At 57.6% G+C, this 22518-nt stretch carries 23 protein-coding genes; 10 read left to right on the plus strand and 13 right to left on the minus strand.

Translation table 11 applies throughout. The features are described 5' to 3' along the window. Positions 1 to 2: 2 nt before the first annotated feature. From thrB to ABNP46_RS06190, 7 genes are all read left to right on the plus strand, one after another. On the plus strand, positions 3 to 983 hold the full coding sequence (thrB, locus tag ABNP46_RS06160; protein WP_349921533.1) for a homoserine kinase: 981 nt from the start codon (positions 3 to 5) through the stop codon (positions 981 to 983). Beyond that, positions 980 to 2254, plus strand: a complete 1275-nt coding sequence (thrC, locus tag ABNP46_RS06165) for a threonine synthase (RefSeq protein ID WP_349921534.1) — start codon at positions 980 to 982, stop codon at positions 2252 to 2254. The genes thrB and thrC overlap by 4 nt, the downstream gene beginning before the upstream one ends. Positions 2255 to 2348: 94 nt before the next feature. Then, positions 2349 to 2750 (plus strand): YybH family protein, encoded by a 402-nt coding sequence (locus ABNP46_RS06170; protein WP_349921535.1) that lies wholly within the window; start codon positions 2349 to 2351, stop codon positions 2748 to 2750. 1005 nt (positions 2751 to 3755) lie between these two features. After that, positions 3756 to 3956: a hypothetical protein gene (locus ABNP46_RS06175; protein WP_349921536.1), complete on the plus strand. Its 201-nt coding sequence runs from the start codon at positions 3756 to 3758 to the stop codon at positions 3954 to 3956. Positions 3957 to 3971: 15 nt separating this feature from the next. Further along, positions 3972 to 4379, plus strand: a complete 408-nt coding sequence (locus ABNP46_RS06180) for a hypothetical protein (protein WP_349921537.1) — start codon at positions 3972 to 3974, stop codon at positions 4377 to 4379. Between the two features lie 538 nt (positions 4380 to 4917). Further along, positions 4918 to 5163, plus strand: coding sequence for a hypothetical protein (locus tag ABNP46_RS06185; protein WP_349921538.1), 246 nt, complete (start codon positions 4918 to 4920; stop codon positions 5161 to 5163). Positions 5164 to 5539: 376 nt separating this feature from the next. After that, positions 5540 to 7120 carry an ATP-binding cassette domain-containing protein gene (locus tag ABNP46_RS06190; protein ID WP_349921539.1) on the plus strand — a complete coding sequence of 527 codons (1581 nt, stop codon included), beginning with the start codon at positions 5540 to 5542 and terminating at the stop codon, positions 7118 to 7120. A 380-nt stretch (positions 7121 to 7500) separates the two neighbouring features. On the opposite strand, the gene ABNP46_RS06195 is transcribed toward ABNP46_RS06190, so the two are convergent. The 5 genes from ABNP46_RS06195 to ABNP46_RS06215 all read right to left on the minus strand — a co-directional run bounded on the left by ABNP46_RS06195 (position 7501) and on the right by ABNP46_RS06215 (position 11334). Beyond that, positions 7501 to 8892, minus strand: coding sequence for a P-loop ATPase, Sll1717 family (locus ABNP46_RS06195; protein ID WP_434476192.1), 1392 nt, complete (start codon positions 8890 to 8892; stop codon positions 7501 to 7503). Positions 8893 to 9200: 308 nt separating this feature from the next. Further along, positions 9201 to 9611 carry a hypothetical protein gene (locus ABNP46_RS06200; protein WP_349921541.1) on the minus strand — a complete coding sequence of 137 codons (411 nt, stop codon included), beginning with the start codon at positions 9609 to 9611 and terminating at the stop codon, positions 9201 to 9203. A gap of 508 nt (positions 9612 to 10119) precedes the next feature. After that, positions 10120 to 10293: a hypothetical protein gene (locus ABNP46_RS06205; RefSeq protein WP_349921542.1), complete on the minus strand. Its 174-nt coding sequence runs from the start codon at positions 10291 to 10293 to the stop codon at positions 10120 to 10122. A gap of 174 nt (positions 10294 to 10467) precedes the next feature. Next, positions 10468 to 10764: a winged helix-turn-helix domain-containing protein gene (locus ABNP46_RS06210; protein WP_349921543.1), complete on the minus strand. Its 297-nt coding sequence runs from the start codon at positions 10762 to 10764 to the stop codon at positions 10468 to 10470. A 39-nt stretch (positions 10765 to 10803) separates the two neighbouring features. Beyond that, positions 10804 to 11334 (minus strand): DUF1523 family protein, encoded by a 531-nt coding sequence (locus ABNP46_RS06215; protein ID WP_349921544.1) that lies wholly within the window; start codon positions 11332 to 11334, stop codon positions 10804 to 10806. Between the two features lie 388 nt (positions 11335 to 11722). Here ABNP46_RS06215 and ABNP46_RS06220 point away from each other — a divergent pair, with 388 nt between their 5' ends. Further along, positions 11723 to 12355, plus strand: coding sequence for a LysE family translocator (locus tag ABNP46_RS06220; protein ID WP_349921545.1), 633 nt, complete (start codon positions 11723 to 11725; stop codon positions 12353 to 12355). A gap of 194 nt (positions 12356 to 12549) precedes the next feature. On the opposite strand, the gene ABNP46_RS06225 is transcribed toward ABNP46_RS06220, so the two are convergent. From ABNP46_RS06225 to ABNP46_RS06255, 7 genes are all read right to left on the minus strand, one after another. Continuing rightward, positions 12550 to 13650 carry a beta-N-acetylglucosaminidase domain-containing protein gene (locus ABNP46_RS06225; protein ID WP_349921546.1) on the minus strand — a complete coding sequence of 367 codons (1101 nt, stop codon included), beginning with the start codon at positions 13648 to 13650 and terminating at the stop codon, positions 12550 to 12552. A gap of 48 nt (positions 13651 to 13698) precedes the next feature. Further along, positions 13699 to 15426 carry a potassium/proton antiporter gene (locus ABNP46_RS06230; RefSeq protein WP_349921547.1) on the minus strand — a complete coding sequence of 576 codons (1728 nt, stop codon included), beginning with the start codon at positions 15424 to 15426 and terminating at the stop codon, positions 13699 to 13701. A gap of 276 nt (positions 15427 to 15702) precedes the next feature. Next, the gene (locus ABNP46_RS06235) at positions 15703 to 15849 is read right to left on the minus strand and encodes a hypothetical protein (protein WP_005325762.1); all 147 of its coding nucleotides are present in this window, start codon (positions 15847 to 15849) and stop codon (positions 15703 to 15705) included. A 94-nt stretch (positions 15850 to 15943) separates the two neighbouring features. Beyond that, on the minus strand, positions 15944 to 16633 hold the full coding sequence (locus tag ABNP46_RS06240) for a M15 family metallopeptidase (protein WP_349921548.1): 690 nt from the start codon (positions 16631 to 16633) through the stop codon (positions 15944 to 15946). Positions 16634 to 16700: 67 nt separating this feature from the next. Beyond that, a complete protein-coding gene (gene dapE / locus ABNP46_RS06245; protein WP_349921549.1) occupies positions 16701 to 17831 on the minus strand; it encodes a succinyl-diaminopimelate desuccinylase in 1131 nt (376 codons plus the stop codon). 22 nt (positions 17832 to 17853) lie between these two features. Then, a complete protein-coding gene (locus ABNP46_RS06250; protein ID WP_349921550.1) occupies positions 17854 to 18204 on the minus strand; it encodes an ArsC family reductase in 351 nt (116 codons plus the stop codon). A 196-nt stretch (positions 18205 to 18400) separates the two neighbouring features. Further along, entirely contained in the window at positions 18401 to 18715 is a 315-nt protein-coding gene (locus tag ABNP46_RS06255; RefSeq protein ID WP_349921551.1) for a hypothetical protein, read from the minus strand. Positions 18716 to 19000: 285 nt separating this feature from the next. Here ABNP46_RS06255 and dcuC point away from each other — a divergent pair, with 285 nt between their 5' ends. Continuing rightward, positions 19001 to 20377 carry a C4-dicarboxylate transporter DcuC gene (gene dcuC, locus ABNP46_RS06260; protein ID WP_349921552.1) on the plus strand — a complete coding sequence of 459 codons (1377 nt, stop codon included), beginning with the start codon at positions 19001 to 19003 and terminating at the stop codon, positions 20375 to 20377. 84 nt (positions 20378 to 20461) lie between these two features. Next, complete coding sequence (locus ABNP46_RS06265) at positions 20462 to 21601, plus strand: M20 family metallopeptidase (RefSeq protein ID WP_349921553.1); 1140 nt, start codon at positions 20462 to 20464, stop codon at positions 21599 to 21601. Positions 21602 to 21763: 162 nt separating this feature from the next. On the opposite strand, the gene ABNP46_RS06270 is transcribed toward ABNP46_RS06265, so the two are convergent. Then, positions 21764 to 22435 (minus strand): hypothetical protein, encoded by a 672-nt coding sequence (locus tag ABNP46_RS06270; protein ID WP_349921554.1) that lies wholly within the window; start codon positions 22433 to 22435, stop codon positions 21764 to 21766. Positions 22436 to 22518 lie beyond the last annotated feature (83 nt).

Below are 22518 nucleotides of genomic sequence, written 5' to 3' on the forward strand. Positions count from 1 at the left end.
GCATGAGTTCAGACATGTACCAGAGCCGCAGTGTAGTGGCTTATGCCCCGGCCTCCAGCGCCAATCTGAGCGTGGGCTTCGATGTGTTGGGGGCGGCGCTCGCCCCCGTGGATGGCTCCCTCCTGGGGGATCGTGTCCAGGTCAAGGCGGCAGAGGTGCCGTTTGAGCTGTCGGCTGTGGGGCGCTATGCCCACAAGTTGCCGGACGATCCCAAAAAGAACATCCTCTACGACTGCTGGGTCGGCTACGGCGAGGCGCTCGCCAAGCTGGGCAAGGCACTGCGGCCGCTGGAGATGGTGCTGGAGAAGAACCTGCCGGTGGGTTCCGGCATGGGCTCCAGCGCCTGCAGCGTGGTGGCGGCCCTGGAGGGGCTCAACGCCTTCCACGACAACCCGCTGAGTGAGCACGATCTTCTGCTGCTGATGGGGGAGATGGAAGGACGTATCTCTGGCTCCGTGCACTACGACAACGTGGCCCCCTGCTATCTCGGCGGTATGCAGCTGATCGTGGAAGAAGCAGGCGTCATCAGCCAGGGTATTCCGGTGTTCGAGGAGTGGTACTGGGTGGTCTGCTACCCGGGCACCGTGGTCTCCACCGCCGCCGCCCGCGCCATCCTGCCGGCCCAGTATCGCCGTCAGGATTGCCTCACCTACGGTCGTCGACTGGCGGCCTTCGTGCATGCAAGCTACACCCGCCAGGAAGGGCTGGCCGCCAGCGTCTTGAAAGACGTGATTGCCGAGCCCTACCGCGCGGCCCTGATCGAGGGTTTCAACGAGGTGCGGGCCCAGGCCGCCCAGAACGGGGCGCTTGCCACCGGCATCTCGGGCTCCGGCCCCAGCGTCTTCGTGGTGATGAAGGATCTGGCCCAGGCCGAGCGCATGAAGGATTGGATGGACGCACATTTCGTGCAGAACGAAGATGGATTTGCCCGGGTCTGCAAATTGGACATGGCCGGGGCACGGGTAACAGGAAGCGAGCTATGAATCTTTACAATATCAAGGACAAGAGTGAACAGGTCAGCTTCGCCCAGGCGGTGCGCCAGGGGTTGGGCCGTGAACAGGGGCTCTTCTTCCCCGAGAAACTGGAACCGCTGGCCGATGTGGATGCCTTGCTGGACTTGCCGCTGGCCGAGCGCTCGGTGCGCATCATCAGCCACCTGCTGGGGGATGAAGTACCTGCCGCTAAAGTGAGTGAGTTGATCGACGCAGCCTTCACCTTCCCCGCGCCCCTGGTGAAGCTCAAAGACAATACCTATGCCCTGGAGCTGTTCCACGGCCCGACCCTGGCGTTCAAGGACTTCGGCGGCCGCTTCATGGCCCAGTGCCTGGCCGCGTTCAGAACCAACGACAAGATCACCATACTCACCGCCACCTCCGGCGATACCGGCGCCGCCGTGGCCCACGCCTTCTACGGGCTGGAGGGAATAGAGGTGGTCATCCTCTACCCCAAGGGCAAGATCAGCCCCTTGCAGGAGGCGCTGTTCTGCACCCTGGGCGGCAACATCCGCACCATCGCCATCGACGGCGACTTCGACGCCTGTCAGGCGCTGGTGAAACAGGCCTTCGACGATGAAGCGCTGAAAAAGGCCATCGGCCTGAACTCCGCCAACTCCATCAATATCAGCCGCCTGCTGGCGCAGGTCTGCTACTACTTCGAGGCCGTGGCCCAGCTGCCGAAAGCCGATCGTGCCAAGGCGGTCATCAGCGTGCCGTCCGGCAACTTCGGCAACCTGACCGCAGGTCTGATTGCCAAGGCGCTGGGGCTGCCGGTGAAACGCTTCATCGCCGCCACCAACGCCAACGATACCGTGCCGCGCTACCTCAAATCCGGCCAGTGGGAGCCGCACCAGACGGTCGCAACGCTCTCCAACGCCATGGACGTGAGCCGCCCCAACAACTGGCCTAGGGTAGAGGAGCTGTGCCGCCGCAACGGCTGGGCGCTGGAAACCTTAGGGTCAGGCATGCGTGACGATGTCCAGACCCGTGATGCGCTCAAACGCCTGCACCAGCTGGACTACTTGTGCGAGCCCCACGGCTCCATCGCCTGGGATCTGCTGGGTGAGCAGCTTGGGCAAGACGAAGTGGGGGTGTTCCTGTGCACCGCCCATCCCGCCAAGTTCAAGGAGTCGGTGGACGAGATCCTGGGGCTGGATGTGCCTTTGCCAGCACCGCTCGCCAAGCACGCCGTGTTGCCGCTGTTGTCCCACAACCTGCCGGCGGAGTTCGCCCCGCTACGGGCCTTCCTGCTCGGTTAAGCGACCTGAAACATCCCCCGGCCCCGGGGGATGTTTGTTTTTGGGCAGAGGCTGAAACCGTCTTGGATTAACCCAGAGGATTGAGGAGCAGAGCATGAGCCAGCATCCCCTACGTTCACTTATCGAGACCTGCGACGCCGCCATCTCCCGGCGCGACTTCGATGCCCTGATGGCCTTCTACGCCGAGGACGCCGCCCTGGTGGTCAAACCCGGCATGGTGGTACGCGGCATCCCCGCCATCCGCCGCGCCTTCGGGGCCATCTCGGATTACTTTGACGGGCAGCTAGAGGTCACTCAGGGCGCCATGGAGGTGATCGAGGGGGCCGACAATGCCCTGGTGATCATGGAGACCCGGCTGCGTTACCCGGACGGGCAAGGCTATTGGATCGATGAAACCCGCCGCGCCACCTATGTGTTTCGCAAAGAAGCCGATGGGCAGTGGCGCTGCACCATCGACAACTCCTACGGCACTGCGCTGCTGGCGGCAGCCTTGTAAGAGTGCAGCCACAAGATGCCTGATGAGGCTTGACTCATCCAAGGTCTGGTATGCACTGTGTCGGCCTAACCTTTGTCCCTGCCGCTCACTGTCATCGGTTCAGACGGCTTATGCCATTACCGCCAGCAGCGTCCCCAGAGCTGCCAAACAGAGAGTGTGTTTCCTGCGGTGCCACAGAGCACAAGGCGAAGTGGCGCAGGACAATCCATCCATCCCATCCATCGCATTGGTTCTTATATTCAGCCTTTTTCGACTCTTCTTTCACTCGTTCGCCGTGGATGTGGTTGAGTCAGGTGCGGATCCTGGGATGTGGGCTTGCCGAAAACTCGTGCTGCGATGTCGCCACCTTATTTCGTCAGGGTAACTTGCTGTGTCGATAGATGATTGATTGTCTCTATTTGTAACGTCATGAACATCGATCACATGGTTACCATCAGCCGCTACTTCGAAATATAAATTATTAATAGTTATGGGTGACGCCAATTATATTGGTGTAATGGGTCTTTTATTGTTATTGGTGCTTGGGTTGATATATTTTTCGCTCCTGATTGAAGAAGGGCTCTCATGTTGATGGGTAATGTTTTGATACATTCTGAAATGCAGTAATAAAAATCATTCCCAAATATATGCACCATTTCAATGCATTTATGTGTGCCAATTCTGTGTTTTTAAATATCTGATAACAAAATAATGAAATCGATTTCTTGTTTGAAGTTAATGCTCTAGTAATATTAATCAACATCCAACAAGTTAAACTGATAAATGAAATAATGCATTAACAATTTATCGATTAAATAAATTAAATGAAATTAATTCAATGTCATAAAACGGTATAAAACACCAGTTCATTTCTCTTCTCATATTTATTCAAGTTGGTTAATGTTCATTTGCACGGAAAATCAAGTTGTATGCGCCGCGTCTCTTGTTTGATGGATACAAGTTCGTGGCGCGGAATGAATCTCAAGCGCTACATCTTCTCAACAAATGTCATATGGAGTTTTGCTGATGAAAAAATGGGTCATGATGCTGGCTGCTGCCAGCTTGCTGATGTCTCTGGCGGGCTGCATCGTAGTCCCTCCGGGAGGACATGATGGTGCTCAACAAGGCGCGGAGATGATTACACGCGATGGGGTAACACTGCCGGATTGTGGAACTTTGCCCGATGCAAGCCAGGCCGATAATGGCTCCCGTTGCTGGTATCGCTGATATAAAGGATTACTTATGAAAAACAGTTCTCTTTTATTGGTGGCATGTGTCGCGGGCTTTCTTGCCCAGCCGGCATTTGCCATTAGCCAGGCATACCGGGATCAGTTGGAGAAATCGGGTTGTACTCAGCTGAGTGAAGCCAATGGGGAGTGCGATTCAAGTCGCCCCAGATATCACAGGGACGATGTCGAATCAGACGCTACCGATAGCGACGAGGCAGCATATCTGCAGTCAGTCAGAAAGGTTGCGCGGGATCTTAACTCGCATATTGCGGGTAAATATCAGGGGCAGGCCGTAGATTATATGGCCAGGAAAGGGTGGCATCATGCTAATGAAGAGCGCACCCGCTGGGTAAAATCCGGTTATGTCGTTGATTTTGATATGGACTCATCGGGGCGACTGGAGGGCGTCACGGTAGAGTAAGCACTTCCAACACCAACATTCTTTGGCACACTTTGTTATTGGAACTTTCCGCCTTGCGACGCGACTCCTGAATAGCGACCAAGGCGGCTTTTTATATGTGTTTCTGCCATCACCGAAGACTGGTCTGCGCAAAATGAGTGGGTAAAAAAACCTCTGACGCAGAGTCATCAAATACTCTTCCATCGAAAAACCCTGAATAAAAGCAAGCCAACAGAGTGTACTCCCACACAAGTGCCCCGGATGATATGGCAGAATAACCCGTGGTCATTATGTCATTAGGCAGTGATTGCTGCTGATAAGTGGTGGTCTGATGATCTCTTGTATCGTGAAGGGTTAGAGAGGCGGGATAATGCGTGCATGGGCGAAAATACAGCGATTCTCGACCTATTGACCTTATCCCTCCCGGCTGTTAATCAGGGTGCTGCTTGAAAACCATCATGGACGAGCAAGGCCGCAGACTTCCCATGGGCGCGGCCGACTGACAACAACAAAACCACAGTGCAGGGAGCAAACCATCATGTGGCCGTACCGAAAGATAGTGACCCAGTCCCTCAAGACGCCGCTGGCGATCGCCAGGATCCTTTTTTACCTCGCCCTGTTAATGGTGGCGCCACTACCGATGATGATGTTTTCGGGCTTGTACGGGTCGGTTCTGGGTGGGGCATATGTCATCCTGTTCTTGCTGCCCATAGCCATGGTGTTGATGCTGATATCGAGCCTCATGGCCATCCTGATCGCCATGGTGGAGGCGAAAAACAAGAGTCATCCCCGCGGCGAGTGGTGATGCAGGGGCCGTTGTTGATCGGCGGCCTTGAGCAAAGCCCTGTGATGGCCGTTATTCATGTCCAACAGCCGACCTCGGGATGGGGCGGCTTTCGCCCGTTTTTGAGGTGAATCAAGCGTGCCTTGAGTGTCGGTTGACCTTGCCGCCGGCTTTGGGTTAGCCTCTGGGCTCCCTTGATACCCGAGTATTTCCTCCGATGCGCATTTAACCTGTCCGCACCCCTTATTGTCTTTGTCCTCGTTCTGCGAGGCCGGGTGCGTCTTTACCGTGACAGGTTGATGTTGATTCCTCATTGCTTCTTATCCGTGGACGTACGTCCCTGTCATTTGGCTTGGCTCTTGGCTTGATGCTCCGGCATTGACCCACAGGAGTACAGATGACCCCTATCTCATGTCATATCAAACAGTTGCAACTGCCTTATCTGCCCGGCATTGCGCCCCTCACATTTTCCCTGCCCCAAGGGCCCTGTACCCTGATCGGTCGCAATGGCATCGGCAAGAGCCTGCTGCTGGCGGTGTTGGCCGGTTTGCGCGCCCCCGTATCGGGCAAGGTGGAATGGGATCAGCCCATCGCCTGGCTTTCCCAATTTGCGCCCGAGCATGAGGGCTCAGTGGCCGACCTTATTGGCTGGGGGGAGGCCCTGGGCGCCCTTGAGCGCATCGAGCAGGGCAGTATCGACAGTCGGGATTTCGATCTGTTGGCAGAGCGCTGGACCCTGCGAGAGGATCTCGCGGCGCTGCTGGCTAAGACCAATCTGGCTGTCGATCTCAAGCAACCACAGACCTGTTTAAGCGGTGGTCAACTCACCCGGTTAAGGCTGTTGGCGCTCTTTGCCAACCCGGATCATTTCCTGCTGCTGGATGAGCCTGACAATCATCTCGACGCCGAGGGTATCGACTGGCTGGGGCAACTGCTGGCGCGCCACCCTGGCGGTTATCTGCTGGTGAGCCACGACCGGCGGCTGCTCAATCAGGCCCAGCAACTGTTCGAGTTAAGCGAGCAGGGGCTGCAAAGCTCGCAGCTTTCATTCCAGGCCTATCTGCAGCAGCAGGTACAGGAGCAGGCCGCCAGACACGCGCGCCTGGATCAGGCAGTACGCAACGAGAAGGCGGCGGCCCAGGCGCTGCAAAGGGTGCGCGAGCAGGCGGCAAAGCGCGCCAGTCAGGGACGGCGGGATCGCGGCTCTCAGGCCAAGGTGCTGCTGGATTTCAAAGCGGATCAAGCGGGCAAGTCCCTTGGCAAGGTGCTGGATCGCCATGAGCGTGGTCATCAGCAGTTGCTGGGGCTCAAGGCGGATGCGGCCGCCGCGCTGGCGGCGGTACAACCCCTGCGCATGCAGTGGCAGTATGGGGGGGATGCCAGCAAACCGGGCAGTGCCCAGCCGCTGGCTATCACGGAGGCTTGTCATCCCCGTTGGCATAATCAGAGCGTCAGCCTGGTGCTGCAACGGGGGGATCGCTGCCTGCTCAGCGGCAAGAACGGCAGCGGCAAGTCGAGCCTGCTCAAGATGCTGCGCGGGGATCTTGCGCCCGAGTCGGGTTCCTACCGGATCAGCGCCAGGCTTGCCTGTCTGGATCAGGGATTGAGTCTTATCGACACGGCGCTCAGTCCGCTTGCCAACTTGCTGGCGGTGGCGCCGACACTGGCTGAGAGCGAGGCGAGAACCCGGCTGGCGGGTATCGGATTGCGGCGAGACAGAGCCTTGCAACCGAGCCATAGCTTGAGCGGCGGCGAGCGGTTGAAATTGGGACTCTTGATGGTGTTGGCACAACAGCCAGACCTGCTACTGCTCGACGAGCCGGACAACCATCTGGACCATGCCTCCCGCCAGTTGCTTATTCAGGTGCTGGCCGACTATCCGGGCACCCTGCTGCTTGTCTCCCACGATCCCGAGTTTGTGGCCGGGGTGGGGATTGAAAGGAAGTATCGGCTGGAGGAGCAGAGAGTTAACAAGTGAATCGGAAGTGGACTACGAGTGGCGGTTAGTTAATATTTTTCTATTGTTCGCCATTAACATATGCGAAAGATTGCCGGATAAGCCAATTTACGTTGGCCGATATTATATCGGTGTTGGGGATATATATTATATTGTTTGGATGTAGAGGTTCCTGTATATATAAAGCGAATTTAAATAATTCCATTGCTCTAAGTAATGTGATTTTGTCATTAATAAGATCGTTTAAAAATAAATGAGTCCTCCCTCTGTTATGCTTCAGAGGGAGGACTGTCACTACATGTCCCATACTGTTTATAATACAATAGGTGTAATTAGTTATTATTTTAAGGTTTGATCTTTCATTGTGATTTCAATGCTAAATAAACAAGTTACGTAGTAAATTAATGAATGTTTAAAAAATCACGGTATGCTAAATGTATTGACCATGTTATTTTGTTGTTAGTATTTTCTATTGAGTTGTATAGATCTGGGTCATCTGTGAAATGAGTAAATGTTTTTTTATCATCATGTATTCTGGATATTAGACCTAACTTATAAATGAAATATCCAAGGTCTTTAGGGGTGGTGTATGTTTTACCATCTACCAGAGGTATTCTATCCTGATTACGCTCTCTAATAAAATTAGATACAATGATTTCATGTAGCTCACTAGATGTGAATTCTTTTTTTGTTGCCCGTAAAGCATCTATTAGATTTTCTAACTCAAAAAATTGATGCTTGTGTTCTTTTATTAAATCATCCCTTCTATTCCTTCCAAATTCAATGAGTATGAATCTAATATGTTCAATAGCTATTTTTTTAGCGAAAGAGTTTTCTTTTGCTTTTTTACCTGCCATGCGACAGAGTTGCCCCATCCATCTTGGCCTTTTATTTGAAAATGCTGAAATGGCTTCAAACATATTCACTTCCGAGTTTCCTCTCCACTCTATGGGAGAACTAAAAACAAGGTCTATTATCTTGTTGTAATCACGACTTAATTTTAACTTTGCTTCTGAAGATTCCGGATGATTCCTTTGTACATAGGACAAGATTTTCTGTGCTAACATATCCCTCATATGTCGTCTGGTCCAAGTTATTTGGATTATATATTGTTCTAACTTATCAAGATCTTCTAAATGCTTGAGGCATGACCAAACATCACTTCTTACACTTGCCCTAATATTTAAGCCTTCCAGGGTGAATGATAGCGATCTTATAGCACTGAAAAATGAACCGACTCTAGCTTGATGCTCAGATGTGTTCTGATATTTTGCGTCAATATCATCTATCAATATCCAAATGCTTGAGTTAGTGTGTTTGTCTTGGTAGTTCTGTAGAAGGTTTTTAAGATCTGATGGTTGACTAGTCGTTATTTCTGCATTTAACAAGGGGATTTTGTTTTTTATTCTGCTAATGATCCCACCAATAAGGTTTTTGCTTTTAAAACCTTCTATCTCAGCAAGCTCAACCATGGTCATCTCATCGCTAGTGAAAGCGAAACCAATCCTGTCACCTATTTCGACGATGATTTTCTTACATATAATTTGTTTCCAGTAGTTTTCTAAATATGTATGTTCTTCACCGGAAAAATTGCCAAGACCTAATAACTCATTACCTTTCACTCTTATGATTAGAGGTGAATCATATTTTATTTCATGTTTTAATTTGTATTCTAATCTAGACAAAAGTGCAGATTTTCCCATACCTTTTCTTGCACTGACAATTGATAGGTTTTCGTCAGGGTCAAAGAAGTCATCAAAATCATTATTATCAATATAGTAAGAGTTAAGTATTTATAAGTCTTCATCTTCTCCGGCTTCATTGCCGAATAATTTCTTATCTTTTAAATTAATGCTTATCATTGTTTTCCTTACAAATTTTTTCTTTTTAGAGTTAATATAGCGCATGCGTATATAGTGTTGATTTTATGCGTTTAAAATATCCCTCCTTATGTTCAGATGGTTGCTGTTATTAGTAAATTAGACATAGAACTTACAACCTATGTCCTATTTATAATGATAGAGTCTATTTTTAACATAGACTCAGAAATTAGCATGACTTACAAAGAGAGTATTTGATAGCTAACTCTCCGAACTGATATTTAATTACTACTCTCATTGGTCTTCTTGTGTAACAACAAATAAGATATGAATGATGTAATGCATAGTGAACCAAAGAGATATACTAGAATAGATATAAATTCATGAAATGTCATTAAAAGGTCGATGAGATTCTCTGATAGTTCACCTTTATATTTGGCTAGTGCACAACTCTTATATCCTTCCTTTGTTATATCGCACATCATTTCTTTGAATGATGGGGATGCAATCCCTGTTGCTACTTCAAAAGCAATCTTCTCCTCATAAGCCGATTGCTCGATAGGTATAGTGGCTGTTATTACTTGTTGGGTAGAAATCAACAAAAGAGTCAATAATGCTATAAATCCTTTGAAAAGAGCAATGGATGTTGAACGATGAGAAAAAGACTCCATGAAAGAATTTATAAATATCATATTATTTCCTTATTTTAGTATTAGATGTTTCTTTGGGCATTATTACCAATTAGGCGAGAATTAATCTACTAGCTGCATGGTTTACCGGTCACATCCCACGCTACCGCCCGTGGATTACAGCTTCCAGTGTGCTCCATCGACCAGCGGGCGGGGCCCGGATGGTGCTGTAGGCGCCGAATGACCAGCATATCCGCAAGCCTCATACGCAAACCAGTCAGAAGATGACGTAACTATCAGGAAGATCTGCGTTTTATGCGCCAGCTCACCAATTGGTACCTAAGCCGGATAGAGGGGTAGACAAGTAGTCGCTGGCGGCGGGTTGTTATCTCGACCATCAAGCAGCAAGTGACTGCCAATAAAAATCCCCCGTGATGGGGGATTTTTATTGCTCAAGTTTGGTGCCCAATAAACCAGTTCAACCTATTCAACAGACCTGCAAGGCAGAAAGCCTTGCCACACTGACCAAGTAATTTAACCATCCGATACATTCATCTAACCAATGGGGCTATCAACCCCCAGCCTCCGGCGGGCTGTGCTCCGGCGCCGCGCTCAGCAGATCCTGCCCCTCGTCCTGACTCAGCACCAGATAGTGTTCGTACTGGCGCAAGACGTCTGCACTCAGCTCATCCCGGGTCAGGTACTGGATGTCGTAACCGGCGCGGCCATCGGCGAAGAAGGTCACGGGCTCGAAGATGCGGGCGTCCGGGTCGTGGTTGTGGGTTGCCTCCAGCGGGGTGAAGGCGGAGGCGACTCGATATTCCGGGTGCAGAGCAGCGTTGGCGGCAATGAAAGAGGGGAGCCCAGGCTCCCCTCTTTCATTACTGATGACTTTTTCAGGGATACCCCAATGACTTCCTCAGGGATACCCCAGGGTCTCCTTGACCGTCGCGAGCTGGGCTGCAATCCAGGCGGGGTTGATGGGGCCCCAGTCGCTGATGCGATAGTGTCCCTGCAGGTGGCGAGCCCCCTCGGTCTGCTCGAACAGGCAGAGGATGTCGAGTTCCGCCAGCGCCGTCAGGGTATCCTGGGCGGTGCGCCTCGGCATGCCGGTGGCGGCCATGATGGCGGGGACGGTGTCCGTCCCCTGGCTTATCAGATAGGCGACATAGAGGCGCCGGTAGAAGCTGGTGCGGGTCTTGCTGGGTTCTGTCATGGTCGATTCCTGACGTCGTTCGCGCTCAGACGGGCCGGTTTACAGCTCATCCTCGAGCCGGTCGAAATAACGCCAGGTGGCAATGGCGGCCTTGCCCATCACCAGGGCCCAGATGCCGAACCAGAACCAGCGGAAGAAGCTCCAGGTGGAGGCGTCGGGCTGAGTGCTCTCAATCTTGGTGACGTTCGGGAACAGGGAGAACATGTTCACGCGCCAGCCGTAGGAGGTGATGATGGCGAGGCGCTTCTCGAACTCCATGGACTTGGCCTTGGCCTGCACATCCGCGGCATTGAACTTGAAGTAGAAGGGCCAGCCCCACTGGGTATCTTCATTGCGAAACACCCGGATCTTCTCGCCAGGGCGTTCGGTGTAGATGTAGTAGACATCGGTGATGGGGCCGTCGGCCGGGTTCTTCTGGCTGATGGGGCCATCCTTGTCGGTACGCTTCACCTCCACCCCGGTGATGGTGGCGATGGTGTGTTCCGGCAGGTAGAAATCGAGCCAGATAGCGGAGAGCAGGGCGATGAGGCCCAAGGCGATAAAAGCGGGTTTCTTGAACTTCAGGCTCATGGTGTTCTCTGTGAGGGGCAGTGACGTGCCTCTACCATACCCATATTTACCTGAGTAGCACAGCCCCCAATGAAGCCTGAAATTCAAAAACTCGTTTAAAACGTGCGGCCCGTGGCGATGAAAGGGGGGTGAATGAGGGTGACAGCACCGCTGTGCCGCGCCTGGCTGCTGCCCTGATCCCGTCGCCTGAGGGCGGACTGATGTGAGGCCCGCTGGGCTCGAGTGGATTCATGATGTGCGGGCCTGCGCCAGGTTTTGCGCATCAGCGTGGGGGAACCGGGGGGAGGAGTGGTGATAATCACTGAAATCCGGCGGCGGCGCAGGTTTTCACTTGTGCGTACGGGGGGCGATGGGCAAGATTGATGGCTTGTTACCATGGAGGTGTAGTGTGTCCCACTGGATTGATCCCGCTATCTTGGCGCTGTTTATTCCCACGTTCTTCTTCGTATCCGTTACCCCCGGCATGTGCATGACCCTGGCCATGACCCTCGGCATGAGCCTGGGGGTGCGCCGCACCCTGCACATGATGTGGGGCGAGCTCATCGGCGTCGGCCTGGTGTCCGTGCTCTCCGTGGTCGGGGTGGCTGCCGTCATGCTGCACTACCCGGCCATCTTCGCGGCCTTCAAATACGTGGGCGGGGCTTATCTGTTCTGGCTCGGCATCCAGATGTGGCAGGCCAAGGGCAAGATGGCCATTCCGGCAGATTTATCCAAGGAGCAGGAGACAAGCCGGCTGGGGTTGGCGCTGCAGGGTTTTGTCACCGCCATCGCCAATCCCAAGGGCTGGGCCTTCATGATCTCCCTGCTGCCCCCCTTCATCAACGCGGCCAAGCCGATGGTGCCCCAGATCAGCGCCCTGGTGGGCCTCATCCTTGTCATCGAGTTCTCCTGCCTGCTGCTCTACGCGGGCGGTGGTCGCACCCTGCGCCATTTCCTTGCGAAAAGCGGCAATGTCACCCTGATGAACCGCATCGCGGGTTCCCTGATGCTGTTTGTCGGCGTCTGGCTGGCCTTCGGCTGATAACTGGATCTTGCGAGTCAGCTCCATGTGCCATTCTTCGATGTTAAATCAATGGCTTATGTATGCGGATGGACTCAGGTTACTGCGGGGCCAGTTGACAGTCTGCCGTGACTGACAGGTGAATGTCACAGTGTAAAAAGGCCCCCCTCTGCCGTGCAGAGGGGGGCCTTTTTCGTGAACGGCGAGCGCGCGGCTCAGTCGGTCAGGCAGTCCGGGTCAAACACATACTCCCCCGCCAGCCAGCGCAGGATCTCGTCCACGCAGATCTGATCCTGGAATGGCAGATAGCGGGCCTTGAGGTAATCCTGCTGCTCCTGGGTGAGCAGACTCAGGCCAACATCCTGGAACAGCGGCAGATCGGCCTGGATCATGGCGGAGATCTGCGGGCCGCAGGTGGCGTTGAGGGAGGCATGCAGCGCCTTGTCCGGATCGTACTGTTTGCCGAGCTTGTAGCTGATGGGCAGGGTGGCGAGGGGCAGCACCGAGAGGGCCGCCTGCTTCATGGGATTGACCGCATGGCCTGCCACTAGGTCCCCGAGCTCGGTACGGTTCTCGAAGGCGCGCAGGTGCAGGAAGCTGCTGGCCTTGCTGCCGTCGTTGACCGGGTAGTTGTCCCAGAGGAAAGGCTTGCGGTGCAGCCAGTCGGCGGCCTGCTTGAGGTGCGCCGCCGGGTATTCGCTTGAGCAGACTTTGGGGCCGGTCCAGAAGATGTCGAACCGCTTGTCCAACCCTTGCCCCAGATCTTGCAAATAGTGGGGGGGCATGGCGCCGAACACCTTCTCCAGCACGGGATCCGTGGAGTAGTAGCTGGGGCAGAACAGCAACCGGCTGGCGCGGGTGTGGGCGGCGATGTCGTGGGCGATGGTGAGCTGCCAGTGGGCGAGATCCGGGGTATCTCCCTTCATGTCGTCAAACAGCACCGCCAGTATGTCGGGCTTGAGCGCCTCTTCGATGAGTCGCACCTTCTCCAGCAGGGCCGGGCGCTGACGATCGTAATCGTGATGGGCCCCCATGGGGCTCAGGCCCACCCCGAAGGCCAGGCCGTTGTCACGGCACTGCTGGGCGAGCTGACGGAGGGCGGCCAGCTGATCCGCAGGCCAGGGTTTGGCCCAGTGCTTGCGCAGATAGCCGTCTTCCTTCGGGGCATAGAGGTAGAAGCCGTAGCCGTGGCGGGGCAGCCACTGGGCGTAGCGGGCGCGGGCGTCCCAGCTCCAGCCCTTGCCAAAGAAGCCCTCGATGAGGCCGAGCCTGGGGGAGGGAGGGGTAAGACCAGACAGCAGTGTTTGGTAAGGCATGGGCAACTCCCTGCTCGCTGAGCATATTTTTATGGGCAGACTCGCGTCTTAAACCGGATCTTCTTTCAGGAAGCGTACCCCTATCTTGCGAGGCTCACCCTCTTCCATCTCGGCCACCGTCCAGAGCAATCCTTGCCAGGCAAAGTGGTCACCGACCACCAGATTATCGCCCAACTGGCCGGCGATAAAGTCGCCGAGGGTCAGATCCGCCACTTCGCTCACATCCAGCCCGTAGAGCGGGGCGAGATCCACCAGCTTGGCGCCCGCCTCCAGCAGGAAGTCACCGAAGAAGCGCGGGCCCAGATCCTGCTCGGGCGCCTGGCTGAACAGCTGGCCGAGGGCGGGGAGATCGCGCTCATGACCGATGACGCAGAGGATGTCATCGGACTGCAGCCGGGTACTGCCCGAGGGGTGCAGCAGTTCCTGGCCCCGGAACAGGGCGCAGATGCGGGTCCCTTCCGGCATGCGCAGTTCCCGCAAGGGGGAGCCGATGCACCACTTCTCATCGCCCAGGCGATAGACGAAGGTCTCCCACTGGCTGTCGAGATCGATCTCGAGACCCGAGCGGTTGATGGGAGAAGGAGGGGCCGGTACCTCGACTCGCGCAAGACGGGAGGCGAGCGGCAACGAGCTGCCCTGCAGGATGAGGGAGACCAGCACCACGAAGAAGGCGACATTGAAGTAGAGCTGGGCGTTGGGCAGCCCCGCCATCATGGGGAAGACCGCCAGAATGATGGGCACGGCGCCGCGCAGCCCCACCCAGGAGATGAACCAGCGCTCCCGGGGGGCGAAGTTTTTAAACGGCAACAGGCCAATCCAGACCGAGATGGGGCGGGCAAACAGTATCATCCACATGGCCAGCACCAGCGCCGGCAGGGCGATGGGCAGCAGGTTGCTCGGGGTGGCGAGCAGCCCCAGCACCAGGAACATGCCGATCTGGCTGAGCCAGGTCAGGCCATCGAGCACCGACAAGGTGGTGCTGCGGCTGCGCAGGGAGAGGTTGCCGAGCAAGAGGCCGGTCAGGTAGATGGCGAGAATGCCGCTGCCGCCGAGCGCCGTGGTGAGGGCGAAGATGAGCAGACCGCCGCTCACCGTGAGCAAGGGGTAGAGGCCGGGAGCCAGGCGAGCGGTGTTGATGAGGCGCCACAGCAACCAGCCACCGGCGAGGCCGATACCGGCCCCGAGGCCAAACTGCTTGCCGAGTTGCAGCAGCAGGAAGGTCCAGTCCAGCCCCTGTTGCTGGGTGGCCAGCACCTCGATCAGGGTGACGGTGAGAAACACCGCCATGGGATCGTTGCTGCCGGACTCTATCTCCAGGGTGGCGCTGACCCGCTCGTTCAGGCTGCGCCCGCCGAGCAGGGAGAAGACCGCCGCCGCATCGGTGGAGCCGACGATGGCGCCGATCAGCATGCCCTGCATCAGGTTCAGATCGAACAGCCAGGCGGCGGCAAGGCCGGTCAGACCCGTGGTGATGGCTACCCCGACGGTGGCGAGCGACAGGGCGGGCCAGAGGGCGACCCGAAACGACGAGACCCGGGTGCGCATGCCGCCGTCCAGCAGGATGATGGCGAGCGCCAGGTTGCCCACCAGGTAGGCGACCGAGTAGTCGGCGAAATGGATACCGCCGGGGCCATCCTCACCGGCCAGCATGCCGACGGCGAGGAAGATGACCAGGATGGGGATGCCGATACGGGAAGAGAGCGCACTTAACAGGACACTGCATCCCACCAACAAGGCTGCGACAAAGAAGAAACTGTTGATGGTGGTGGCATCCAATGGCGAACTCCTTATGGCGGGCTGCAAAACAGGCACATTATATGCAGTTTGCGTCCCCTTGTGTGGCTTAATCGTGCATTAATTTGCACTTTTTTACCTTTCGGTGCTGTTTTTAAGCAAAAAGAAGGCGTGAAGAAGCAAGAATGAAATGAAAATGAAACAGTAACGATTGGTGCTGGTTTGACGCTGGAATGGGGGCAGGAAGGAGGGGAGAGGCAGGTTCGGGCGGCACTAGAAATGGGCTCCGGAGGTCGTTCGGCGCCCGGAGCCTGGGGGTCAGTCGTCTTCGTCGTCTTTGACTTCCCGGATCTTGTCCCTGTATTTGGGGAGCTGTTTCTCGAGCTGTTTCATGTCCTTGATGGCGTTGAGAAACAGACCGAGCAGGAACAAGAGCGGCAGCCCTATCCATAACCACAGACTCATGGGTGCGTCCTCATTTTGCTAAGACAGGGGGTGACGTCATGACTGACCTGGCGCTGGTCGAGCCGGGTCAATCGGCCTTCCATAAACCCCGTCTTCATGGGTGATTCCTCGCGTCGAGACCGGGAGTGACGTAACGAGCCAGGATCTCGTCCAGATGGGCCAGTATGCACTCCTTGCCTTCAATATCCGCCTGCTGCAGGCAAAGCGCCAGTGCATCCGGATCCAGCTGCAGATCGGCTGACTCCAGCCGGAAGCTCAGGTGCCAGGGTTCGTAGGCGACCCCGCAGCCCGCGCCAGAGAGCTGGGCATAGGGGAGGAAGAAGCCGAAGTCGTTCATGTGATCCCCGAGCCAGGCGCTCAGCTCCCCAAACCAGCCGTTTCCCTCGTACTCCCAGGGCTCCAGCGCCAGCTTGGTGTCCGCAGGCAGACAGTCCGGATCATAGATGTCCAGATCCGTCCCCCAGTGGTGACGGCTGGTGCCGGGCAGGGCGCTCCAGCGCAGGATGGCGTGCAGCCGCTCGGTCTCGTCGAGTTGCTGCGCATCCAGCGGCTGGCCCCTGGCGTCCAGCAATGGCCGCTCGCCGCGCCACTTGCCATTCCAGATGGCGAGCTGGCGTTCGAAACCGCGCCAGCTGGAGGCGGGTTGCAGGTTGTGGCCCTCGTAGGTGGCGGCTACCTGCATGTCGTTGAAGGCCGCCGCGGTGGCGACGGTGAGGCGGTGGGGACCGCGTCCCAGCAGGGTCAGGTGACTGTCGTCCAGCCCCAGCAGTTGATCCTGGGTCATGTCCGCTCCTTTGTGATGAGATGGCAAGCCGGGCCGGCCCACAGCCAGCCCGGTCGGTGTGGTTTGGTCATGAGGCCAGCAGGCGCGCCAGCACCCCTTGGTACATGTCTGCCAGCAGATCCAGATCCTCGGCCTTCACGCACTCGTTCACCTTGTGGATGGTGGCGTTGACGGGACCCAGCTCGATGACTTCGGCGCCGGTGGGGGCGATGAAGCGTCCATCGGACGTTCCCCCCGTGGTGAGCAGGGCCGGTTGCTGGCCGTTGACGTTCTCGATGGCCGCCACCGCCGCGTCCAGCAGGGCGCCGGTGTCGGTCAGGAAGGGCTGGCCGGAGAGAGTCCATTTCAGTTCAAAATCCAGCCCGTGACGGGTCAGCAGAGTCTCGACCCGCTCGCGGATATCCTGATCGGTGAGCTCGGTGCTGAAGCGGAAGTTGAACTGCACCTGCAGTTCGCCCGGGATGACGTTGGAGGCGCCGGTACCCCCCTGAATGTTCGCTATCTGGAAGCTGGTGGGGGGGAAGTAGGCATTGCCCTCGTCCCAGACGGTGGCGGCGAGCTCGGCCAGGGCCGGGGCCGCTTTATGAATGGGATTGTCCGCCAGATGGGGGTAGGCGACATGGCCCTGCACCCCGCGCACCAGCAGATCGCCGGTGATGGAGCCGCGCCGGCCGTTCTTCACCACGTCCCCTACCTCGCTGGTGGAGGAGGGCTCGCCGACGATGCACCAGCGGATCTTCTCGTCTCTCGCCTCCAGCGTTTCGATCACCCGCACGGTACCGTTGATGAAGGGCCCCTCTTCATCGGAGGTGATGAGAAACGCGATGGAGCCCGCATGATCGGGATGGGCCGCGACGAAGCGCTCGGTGGCCACCACCATGGCGGCCAGCGACCCCTTCATGTCGGCGGCGCCGCGGCCATAGAGCATGCCGTCTAGGATGGTCGGCTCGAACGGCGGGGTGTGCCACTTGTCCAGCGGCCCGGCCGGCACCACGTCGGTGTGACCGGCGAAGCAGAACAGGGGGCCCTCGGTGCCACGACGAGCCCAGAGATTGGTGGTGTCTTCGAACACCATGGGCTCGATGACGAAGCCCAGACGCTCGAGGCGCGCCGCCATCAGGGTCTGGCACCCCTCATCCAGGGGGGTTACTGAGGGGCGGCGGATCAGATCCTTGGCCAGTGCGATGACATCCGACATCGGCGTTCCTTAAAAGAAGAAGTTAACGAGAGAAGAGGGATTGATAGTGATCGGCCTTGAAACCCAGATGCAGCTCGCCGTCCTTGTCCAGCAGCGGGCGCTTGATCATGGCCGGGTGAGCCAGCAGCAGGGCGCGGGCGCGGGCCACGTCGAGCCCCTGCTTGTCCGCCTCCGGCAGGGCGCGGAAGGTGGTGCCACGGGTATTGAGCAGGGCCTCCCAGCCGAGGCTCGCCAGCCAGCCATCCAGCGCGGCGGGATCCAGGCCGTCGGCTCTGTGATCGTGAAAGCGGTATTCGACACCGGCTTCGTCCAGCCACTTGCGGGCCTTCTTGATGGTGTCGCAGTTCTTGATGCCATAGAGGGTGGTGGCCATGGGGATCCTTAAATCGCGGGGCCAGCGGCCCTGAATAAATGCAAGGCCCGATTCTGGCATCCCGATCTTCCGATGGCAACGGCGGCGCCCCGCGCCCAGGCTTTTTACACAGGGATTTCGACCAGATGGAGGGCACCTGTTAGCACAAAACGCGCCAGAGGGCGCGTTTTGTCGTATGGATGTCCAGCAATGTGGCTCAGGGGGCGACGGGCCACTGGTAATCGAATACCCGGGCACGCTCCCAGGGGGCGCCCGGCAGGCTGGAGGAGAGGCCGCCGTATTTGCCCACGTCATCCACCACTATGGTGGAGAGGATCGGCAGCTCGTGCTCGGTGCAATACATGCGGATGCGCTGCAACAGGGTACGCAGCTCGTCCTGGCTGCTCTCCAGCCCGGCCCGCTTGGCCAGTTTGGAGTAACGAATGGTGGTGCGCTCCTTTGCAGACTCGACGAGGATGTCCCACAGCTTGTAGTCGCAGTTGGTGCTCTCTACGGTGGCCAGGTTTGTCATAACTCTCTCCGGTGCGAAATGGTCGCTTTGTGTCGATGGGCATCTTGGCCAGTTCAACCACCCCGGATGTTGATCCAAAGCAAAAAAAGTTGAGGTTATTGGCCCAAACCCCACGAAGAGGAATTCTAGAACCTTATCAATGGATTTAATGGCTGTTTTTTGTGATTTAAGTGGAATTTAATGCTGTTAATGTGCGTTCAAACAACCTTTATTGATAGGGATCAATAGGAAAGCCCGGCCTCACCACTAGATTTCGCACCTCGATAACCTTATCAGGAGCGCACTTTGGAACTCTTATTCGTCTCGTTCGTGCTGATGGCCGTGGTCTACGGCATCGTCAAGGACTACAACCCCCAGGCGGTGCTCGCCCTGGCGGGGATGAGCCTGTTCACCCTGGCCTACTGGCTCGGTCTGCATCCCATCCTGCCGGCGGAGAAGAGCACGGGGTTTGCCCTGTTCGACCTGTTCGAGGTGTTCAAGGGGATCTTCTCCTACCGGGCGGCGGGGCTCGGCCTCACCATCATGGCGGTGGCGGGCTTTGCCACCTACATGTCCCACATCGGCGCCTCCCAGGCCCTGGTGCGGGTGGCGGTCAAACCGGTGGCGGGCATCCAGTCCAGCTACCTGATGCTGTCCATCTGCTACCTGGTGGCGGTGTTCGTCTCCCTGTTTGTCACCTCGGCCACCGGCCTGGGTCTGCTCTTGATGGTCACCATGTATCCGGTGATGCGCAACCTCGGCATCAGCCCGGCCTCCGCCTGTGGCGTCATCGCCACCTCCCAGGCGTTCGAAATCGGCCCGACCCAGACCAACGCCATCTTCTCCGCCGGTCAGTCCGGCATGGATCCGACCAGTTACTTCGTGGATTACCAGATCTGGCTGGTGGCCCCCATGCTGCTGGTGACCATGGTGCTGCACTTCTTCTGGCAGCGTCACTGTGACCGCCAGGATGGCTGGGATCCCGCCAAGCACCGCGGCGATCACGCCGAGCTTGACGAGCAGGGGACGGACGAGGTGAAGGCGCCGACCTGGTATGCCCTGCTGCCCATCATCCCCTTCGTGTTGATGATGACCTTCTCCAAGCTGCTGGTGGATGACATCAAGATGAGCGTGGAGGTGGCCATGCTGCTGTCGGTGTTCCTCGGCATGCTGTGCGAGCTGCTGCGTAGCCGCTCGGTGCGCACCGCCTTCGCGGGGCTGTCGAGCTTCCTCGACGGCATGGGCAAGGTGTTCGGTCCCGTGGTAGCGCTCATCGTCTGCGCCGAGCTGTTCGCCGAATCCCTCAAGGCCATCGGTGCCATCGACACCCTGCTCCATTCCGCCAGCAACGCCGGTATCGGCAGCGGGCTGATGACGCTGGTGATGGTGGGCCTCATCATGGTGGCCGCGGTCATCATGGGCTCCGGCAACGCGGCCTTCCTGAGCTTCTCCACCCTGGCCCCCGCCGTGGCAGCCAAGTTCGGGGTGCCGGCGGTGACCATGCTGCTGCCCATGCAGCTCGCCTCCAGTATCGGGCGCAGCATCTCCCCCATCGCCGCCGTGCTCATCGCCTGCGCCGGCATCGCCAAGGTCTCCCCCTTCGTGGTGGTCAAGCGCACCAGCGTGCCCATGGCCGGTGCCCTGCTGACCGCCCTGGCACTCAATTATCTGCTGTTTATGTAATCAGGTGGCGGACGGCTGGGCCGTCCGCTCTTTTCACTCGGCTGTTGGCTGGGGAGCCTGCCTCCCCATCCCATGGAGACGATGATGACAAACATTCACAACGATTTTTCCCTGGACGACTATCTGGCGAACCTTGCGCCGCTGATCAACCTCGATTGTGGCACCCGCACCCCGGCCGGGGTGGCCAGGGTCGCCGACATCATGACGGAGAAGTACCAGGCCATCGGCTGGCAGGTGGTGCGCCACCAGTTTGCCGACGAGTGCGGCCCTTGCCTTGAGATCACCAATGCCCCCGGCGCTACCCACTATGACGTTATGCTGGTGGGCCACATGGACACCGTCTTCCCGGAAGGCACCGTCGCCAAGCGACCCCTCAAGGTCGAGGGCGATCAGGCCTTCGGCCCCGGCGTGTCGGACATGAAGAGCGGCCTGCTCTCCACCTGGTATGCCTTGCAAGGCATGGATCCCGATGTGCTGGCCAAGCTGAAGGTGCTGGTCTGCTGCAATTGCGACGAGGAGATTGGCTCTCCCTGGTCCAAGGATTGGCTGGTGGAGAAGGCAAAGCAGAGCGTCTGCGTGCTGGTGGCCGAGGCGGCCCGCCCGAGCGGGGATCTCATCAGCGCCCGCAAGGGCAACGCCAAGTACCGCATCCGCTTTTACGGCAAGGCCTCCCACGCGGGCTCGGCCCTGGCGGAGGGGGTCTCCGCCATCACCGAGCTGGCGAACTGGGTGCTCGCCATCAACGAGCAGGTGAACATGGAGACGGGCACCACCATGAATGTGGGGGTGATACAGGGCGGAACCGGGGTCAATGTGGTGCCGGACTTTGCCGAGGCCATCGTCGACCTGCGCTTCTGGAGCAATGAAGAGGCCGCCGCCGTGCACGACCGGCTCGGCTTCATGGCCAAGAACCCCTTCCTCGCGGGTTGCCGGGTCGAGGTGGAGCGCCAGACCTTCAAGCCGGCCATGCGCCCGAGTGCGGATACCCAAGCGCTGATGGCGCTGGTGGAGGCGGCCGGTCAGGAGGAGGGGATCCCCTTCAACTGGCTGGAGGCCGGTGGCGGCTCGGATGCGAATTTCACCGCCGCGGCCGGGGTGCCCTCCCTTGACGGCTTCGGCCCCATGGGGGGCGGCTTTCACTCGGAGGCGGAGTTCCTGCTGCTGGGCAGCATAGAGCCGCGCATTCGTCTGCTTAAGCGCGTGCTTGCCAAATTAGTGCGCTGAAAAAACAACGTGAAGGCAGTGCAAACGGGAGGCTCAGGCCTCCCGTTTTTTATGTATTCCGGGTGGTCCGGTACCGTCTTGATGGACGATATCGATCGCGCCTGGCTGACCAGATGGCTGACGCCTAACGGACTAGATGGCTAACGCCTAACTGACTAATACCTAACTGACTAGATGGCTGGCGTCCTCTTCAGCCAGATAGGCGAGATGTTCCTGTCTGCGTACCTGCCAGCCGTCGAGGGCGAGGGGGGCGGCAAAGCCAGGCCCGTCCGTCACCATGGTGTGATATTCCCCCTGCTCGCCGCAGGCATCGAAACCCTGCGCCGCGGCCAGCTGCTGCAACTCGGCGAGGGCGGCTGCGTCCAGCACGCGCCCCACCCAGGCTGGCGCCAGCACCCTGGTATCGACGCAGGAGAGATGGGCCACAATCCCGCGCGCCTGCAGGTCCGCCAGCAGCGCCTCTCGGGATTGCTGCCAGAGCGGGGTATGCACGGAGAGGCCGAGCGGCCGGCAGCGGGCGCAGATCCAGTTGTCGGCGCCATTGACCCGGTCGATATCGCCGGTGACCACGCCTTCTATCGCCCACTCTCGCTGCAAGTCGGCCAGCGCCTGCTCGTAACTCTGCTCGAAGGGGGCCGTGATGGTCACCAGCCGGTGGGGCAGGCCCAGCGCCTCGGCCTGACGGCGCACCAGGGGCAGGGGATGGGCGAGGAACCGGGGATTGGGCGGGCCGAAGGTGACCAGCGCGACCACCTGATGGCCCTGCTCACGGGCATGGCAGAGCGCCTGCATGGCATCCTTGCCGCCACTCCAGAGTACGATGACGCGGGACATGGGCTCTCCTTGGAAGATGAAAGGAGGGCATGCTAACCCGCCGCGACCCCTTGGCAAAGCGCCGGAAAGCAGACAGGCCCCCG

This window comes from Aeromonas veronii (assembly GCF_040215105.1).
Taxonomy (GTDB): domain Bacteria; phylum Pseudomonadota; class Gammaproteobacteria; order Enterobacterales; family Aeromonadaceae; genus Aeromonas; species Aeromonas veronii_G.

Coding starts and splice junctions, on each gene's coding strand:
- thrB (WP_349921533.1), top strand. CDS start 3: ATGAGTTCAGACATGTACCAGAGCCGCAGTGTAGTGGCTTATGCCCCG.
- thrC (WP_349921534.1), top strand. CDS start 980: ATGAATCTTTACAATATCAAGGACAAGAGTGAACAGGTCAGCTTCGCC.
- ABNP46_RS06170 (WP_349921535.1), top strand. CDS start 2,349: ATGAGCCAGCATCCCCTACGTTCACTTATCGAGACCTGCGACGCCGCC.
- ABNP46_RS06175 (WP_349921536.1), top strand. CDS start 3,756: ATGAAAAAATGGGTCATGATGCTGGCTGCTGCCAGCTTGCTGATGTCT.
- ABNP46_RS06180 (WP_349921537.1), top strand. CDS start 3,972: ATGAAAAACAGTTCTCTTTTATTGGTGGCATGTGTCGCGGGCTTTCTT.
- ABNP46_RS06190 (WP_349921539.1), top strand. CDS start 5,540: ATGACCCCTATCTCATGTCATATCAAACAGTTGCAACTGCCTTATCTG.
- ABNP46_RS06200 (WP_349921541.1), bottom strand. CDS start 9,611: ATGATATTTATAAATTCTTTCATGGAGTCTTTTTCTCATCGTTCAACA.
- ABNP46_RS06210 (WP_349921543.1), bottom strand. CDS start 10,764: ATGACAGAACCCAGCAAGACCCGCACCAGCTTCTACCGGCGCCTCTAT.
- ABNP46_RS06215 (WP_349921544.1), bottom strand. CDS start 11,334: ATGAGCCTGAAGTTCAAGAAACCCGCTTTTATCGCCTTGGGCCTCATC.
- ABNP46_RS06225 (WP_349921546.1), bottom strand. CDS start 13,650: ATGCCTTACCAAACACTGCTGTCTGGTCTTACCCCTCCCTCCCCCAGG.
- ABNP46_RS06235 (WP_005325762.1), bottom strand. CDS start 15,849: ATGAGTCTGTGGTTATGGATAGGGCTGCCGCTCTTGTTCCTGCTCGGT.
- ABNP46_RS06240 (WP_349921548.1), bottom strand. CDS start 16,633: ATGACCCAGGATCAACTGCTGGGGCTGGACGACAGTCACCTGACCCTG.
- dapE (WP_349921549.1), bottom strand. CDS start 17,831: ATGTCGGATGTCATCGCACTGGCCAAGGATCTGATCCGCCGCCCCTCA.
- ABNP46_RS06250 (WP_349921550.1), bottom strand. CDS start 18,204: ATGGCCACCACCCTCTATGGCATCAAGAACTGCGACACCATCAAGAAG.
- ABNP46_RS06255 (WP_349921551.1), bottom strand. CDS start 18,715: ATGACAAACCTGGCCACCGTAGAGAGCACCAACTGCGACTACAAGCTG.
- ABNP46_RS06265 (WP_349921553.1), top strand. CDS start 20,462: ATGACAAACATTCACAACGATTTTTCCCTGGACGACTATCTGGCGAAC.
- ABNP46_RS06270 (WP_349921554.1), bottom strand. CDS start 22,435: ATGTCCCGCGTCATCGTACTCTGGAGTGGCGGCAAGGATGCCATGCAG.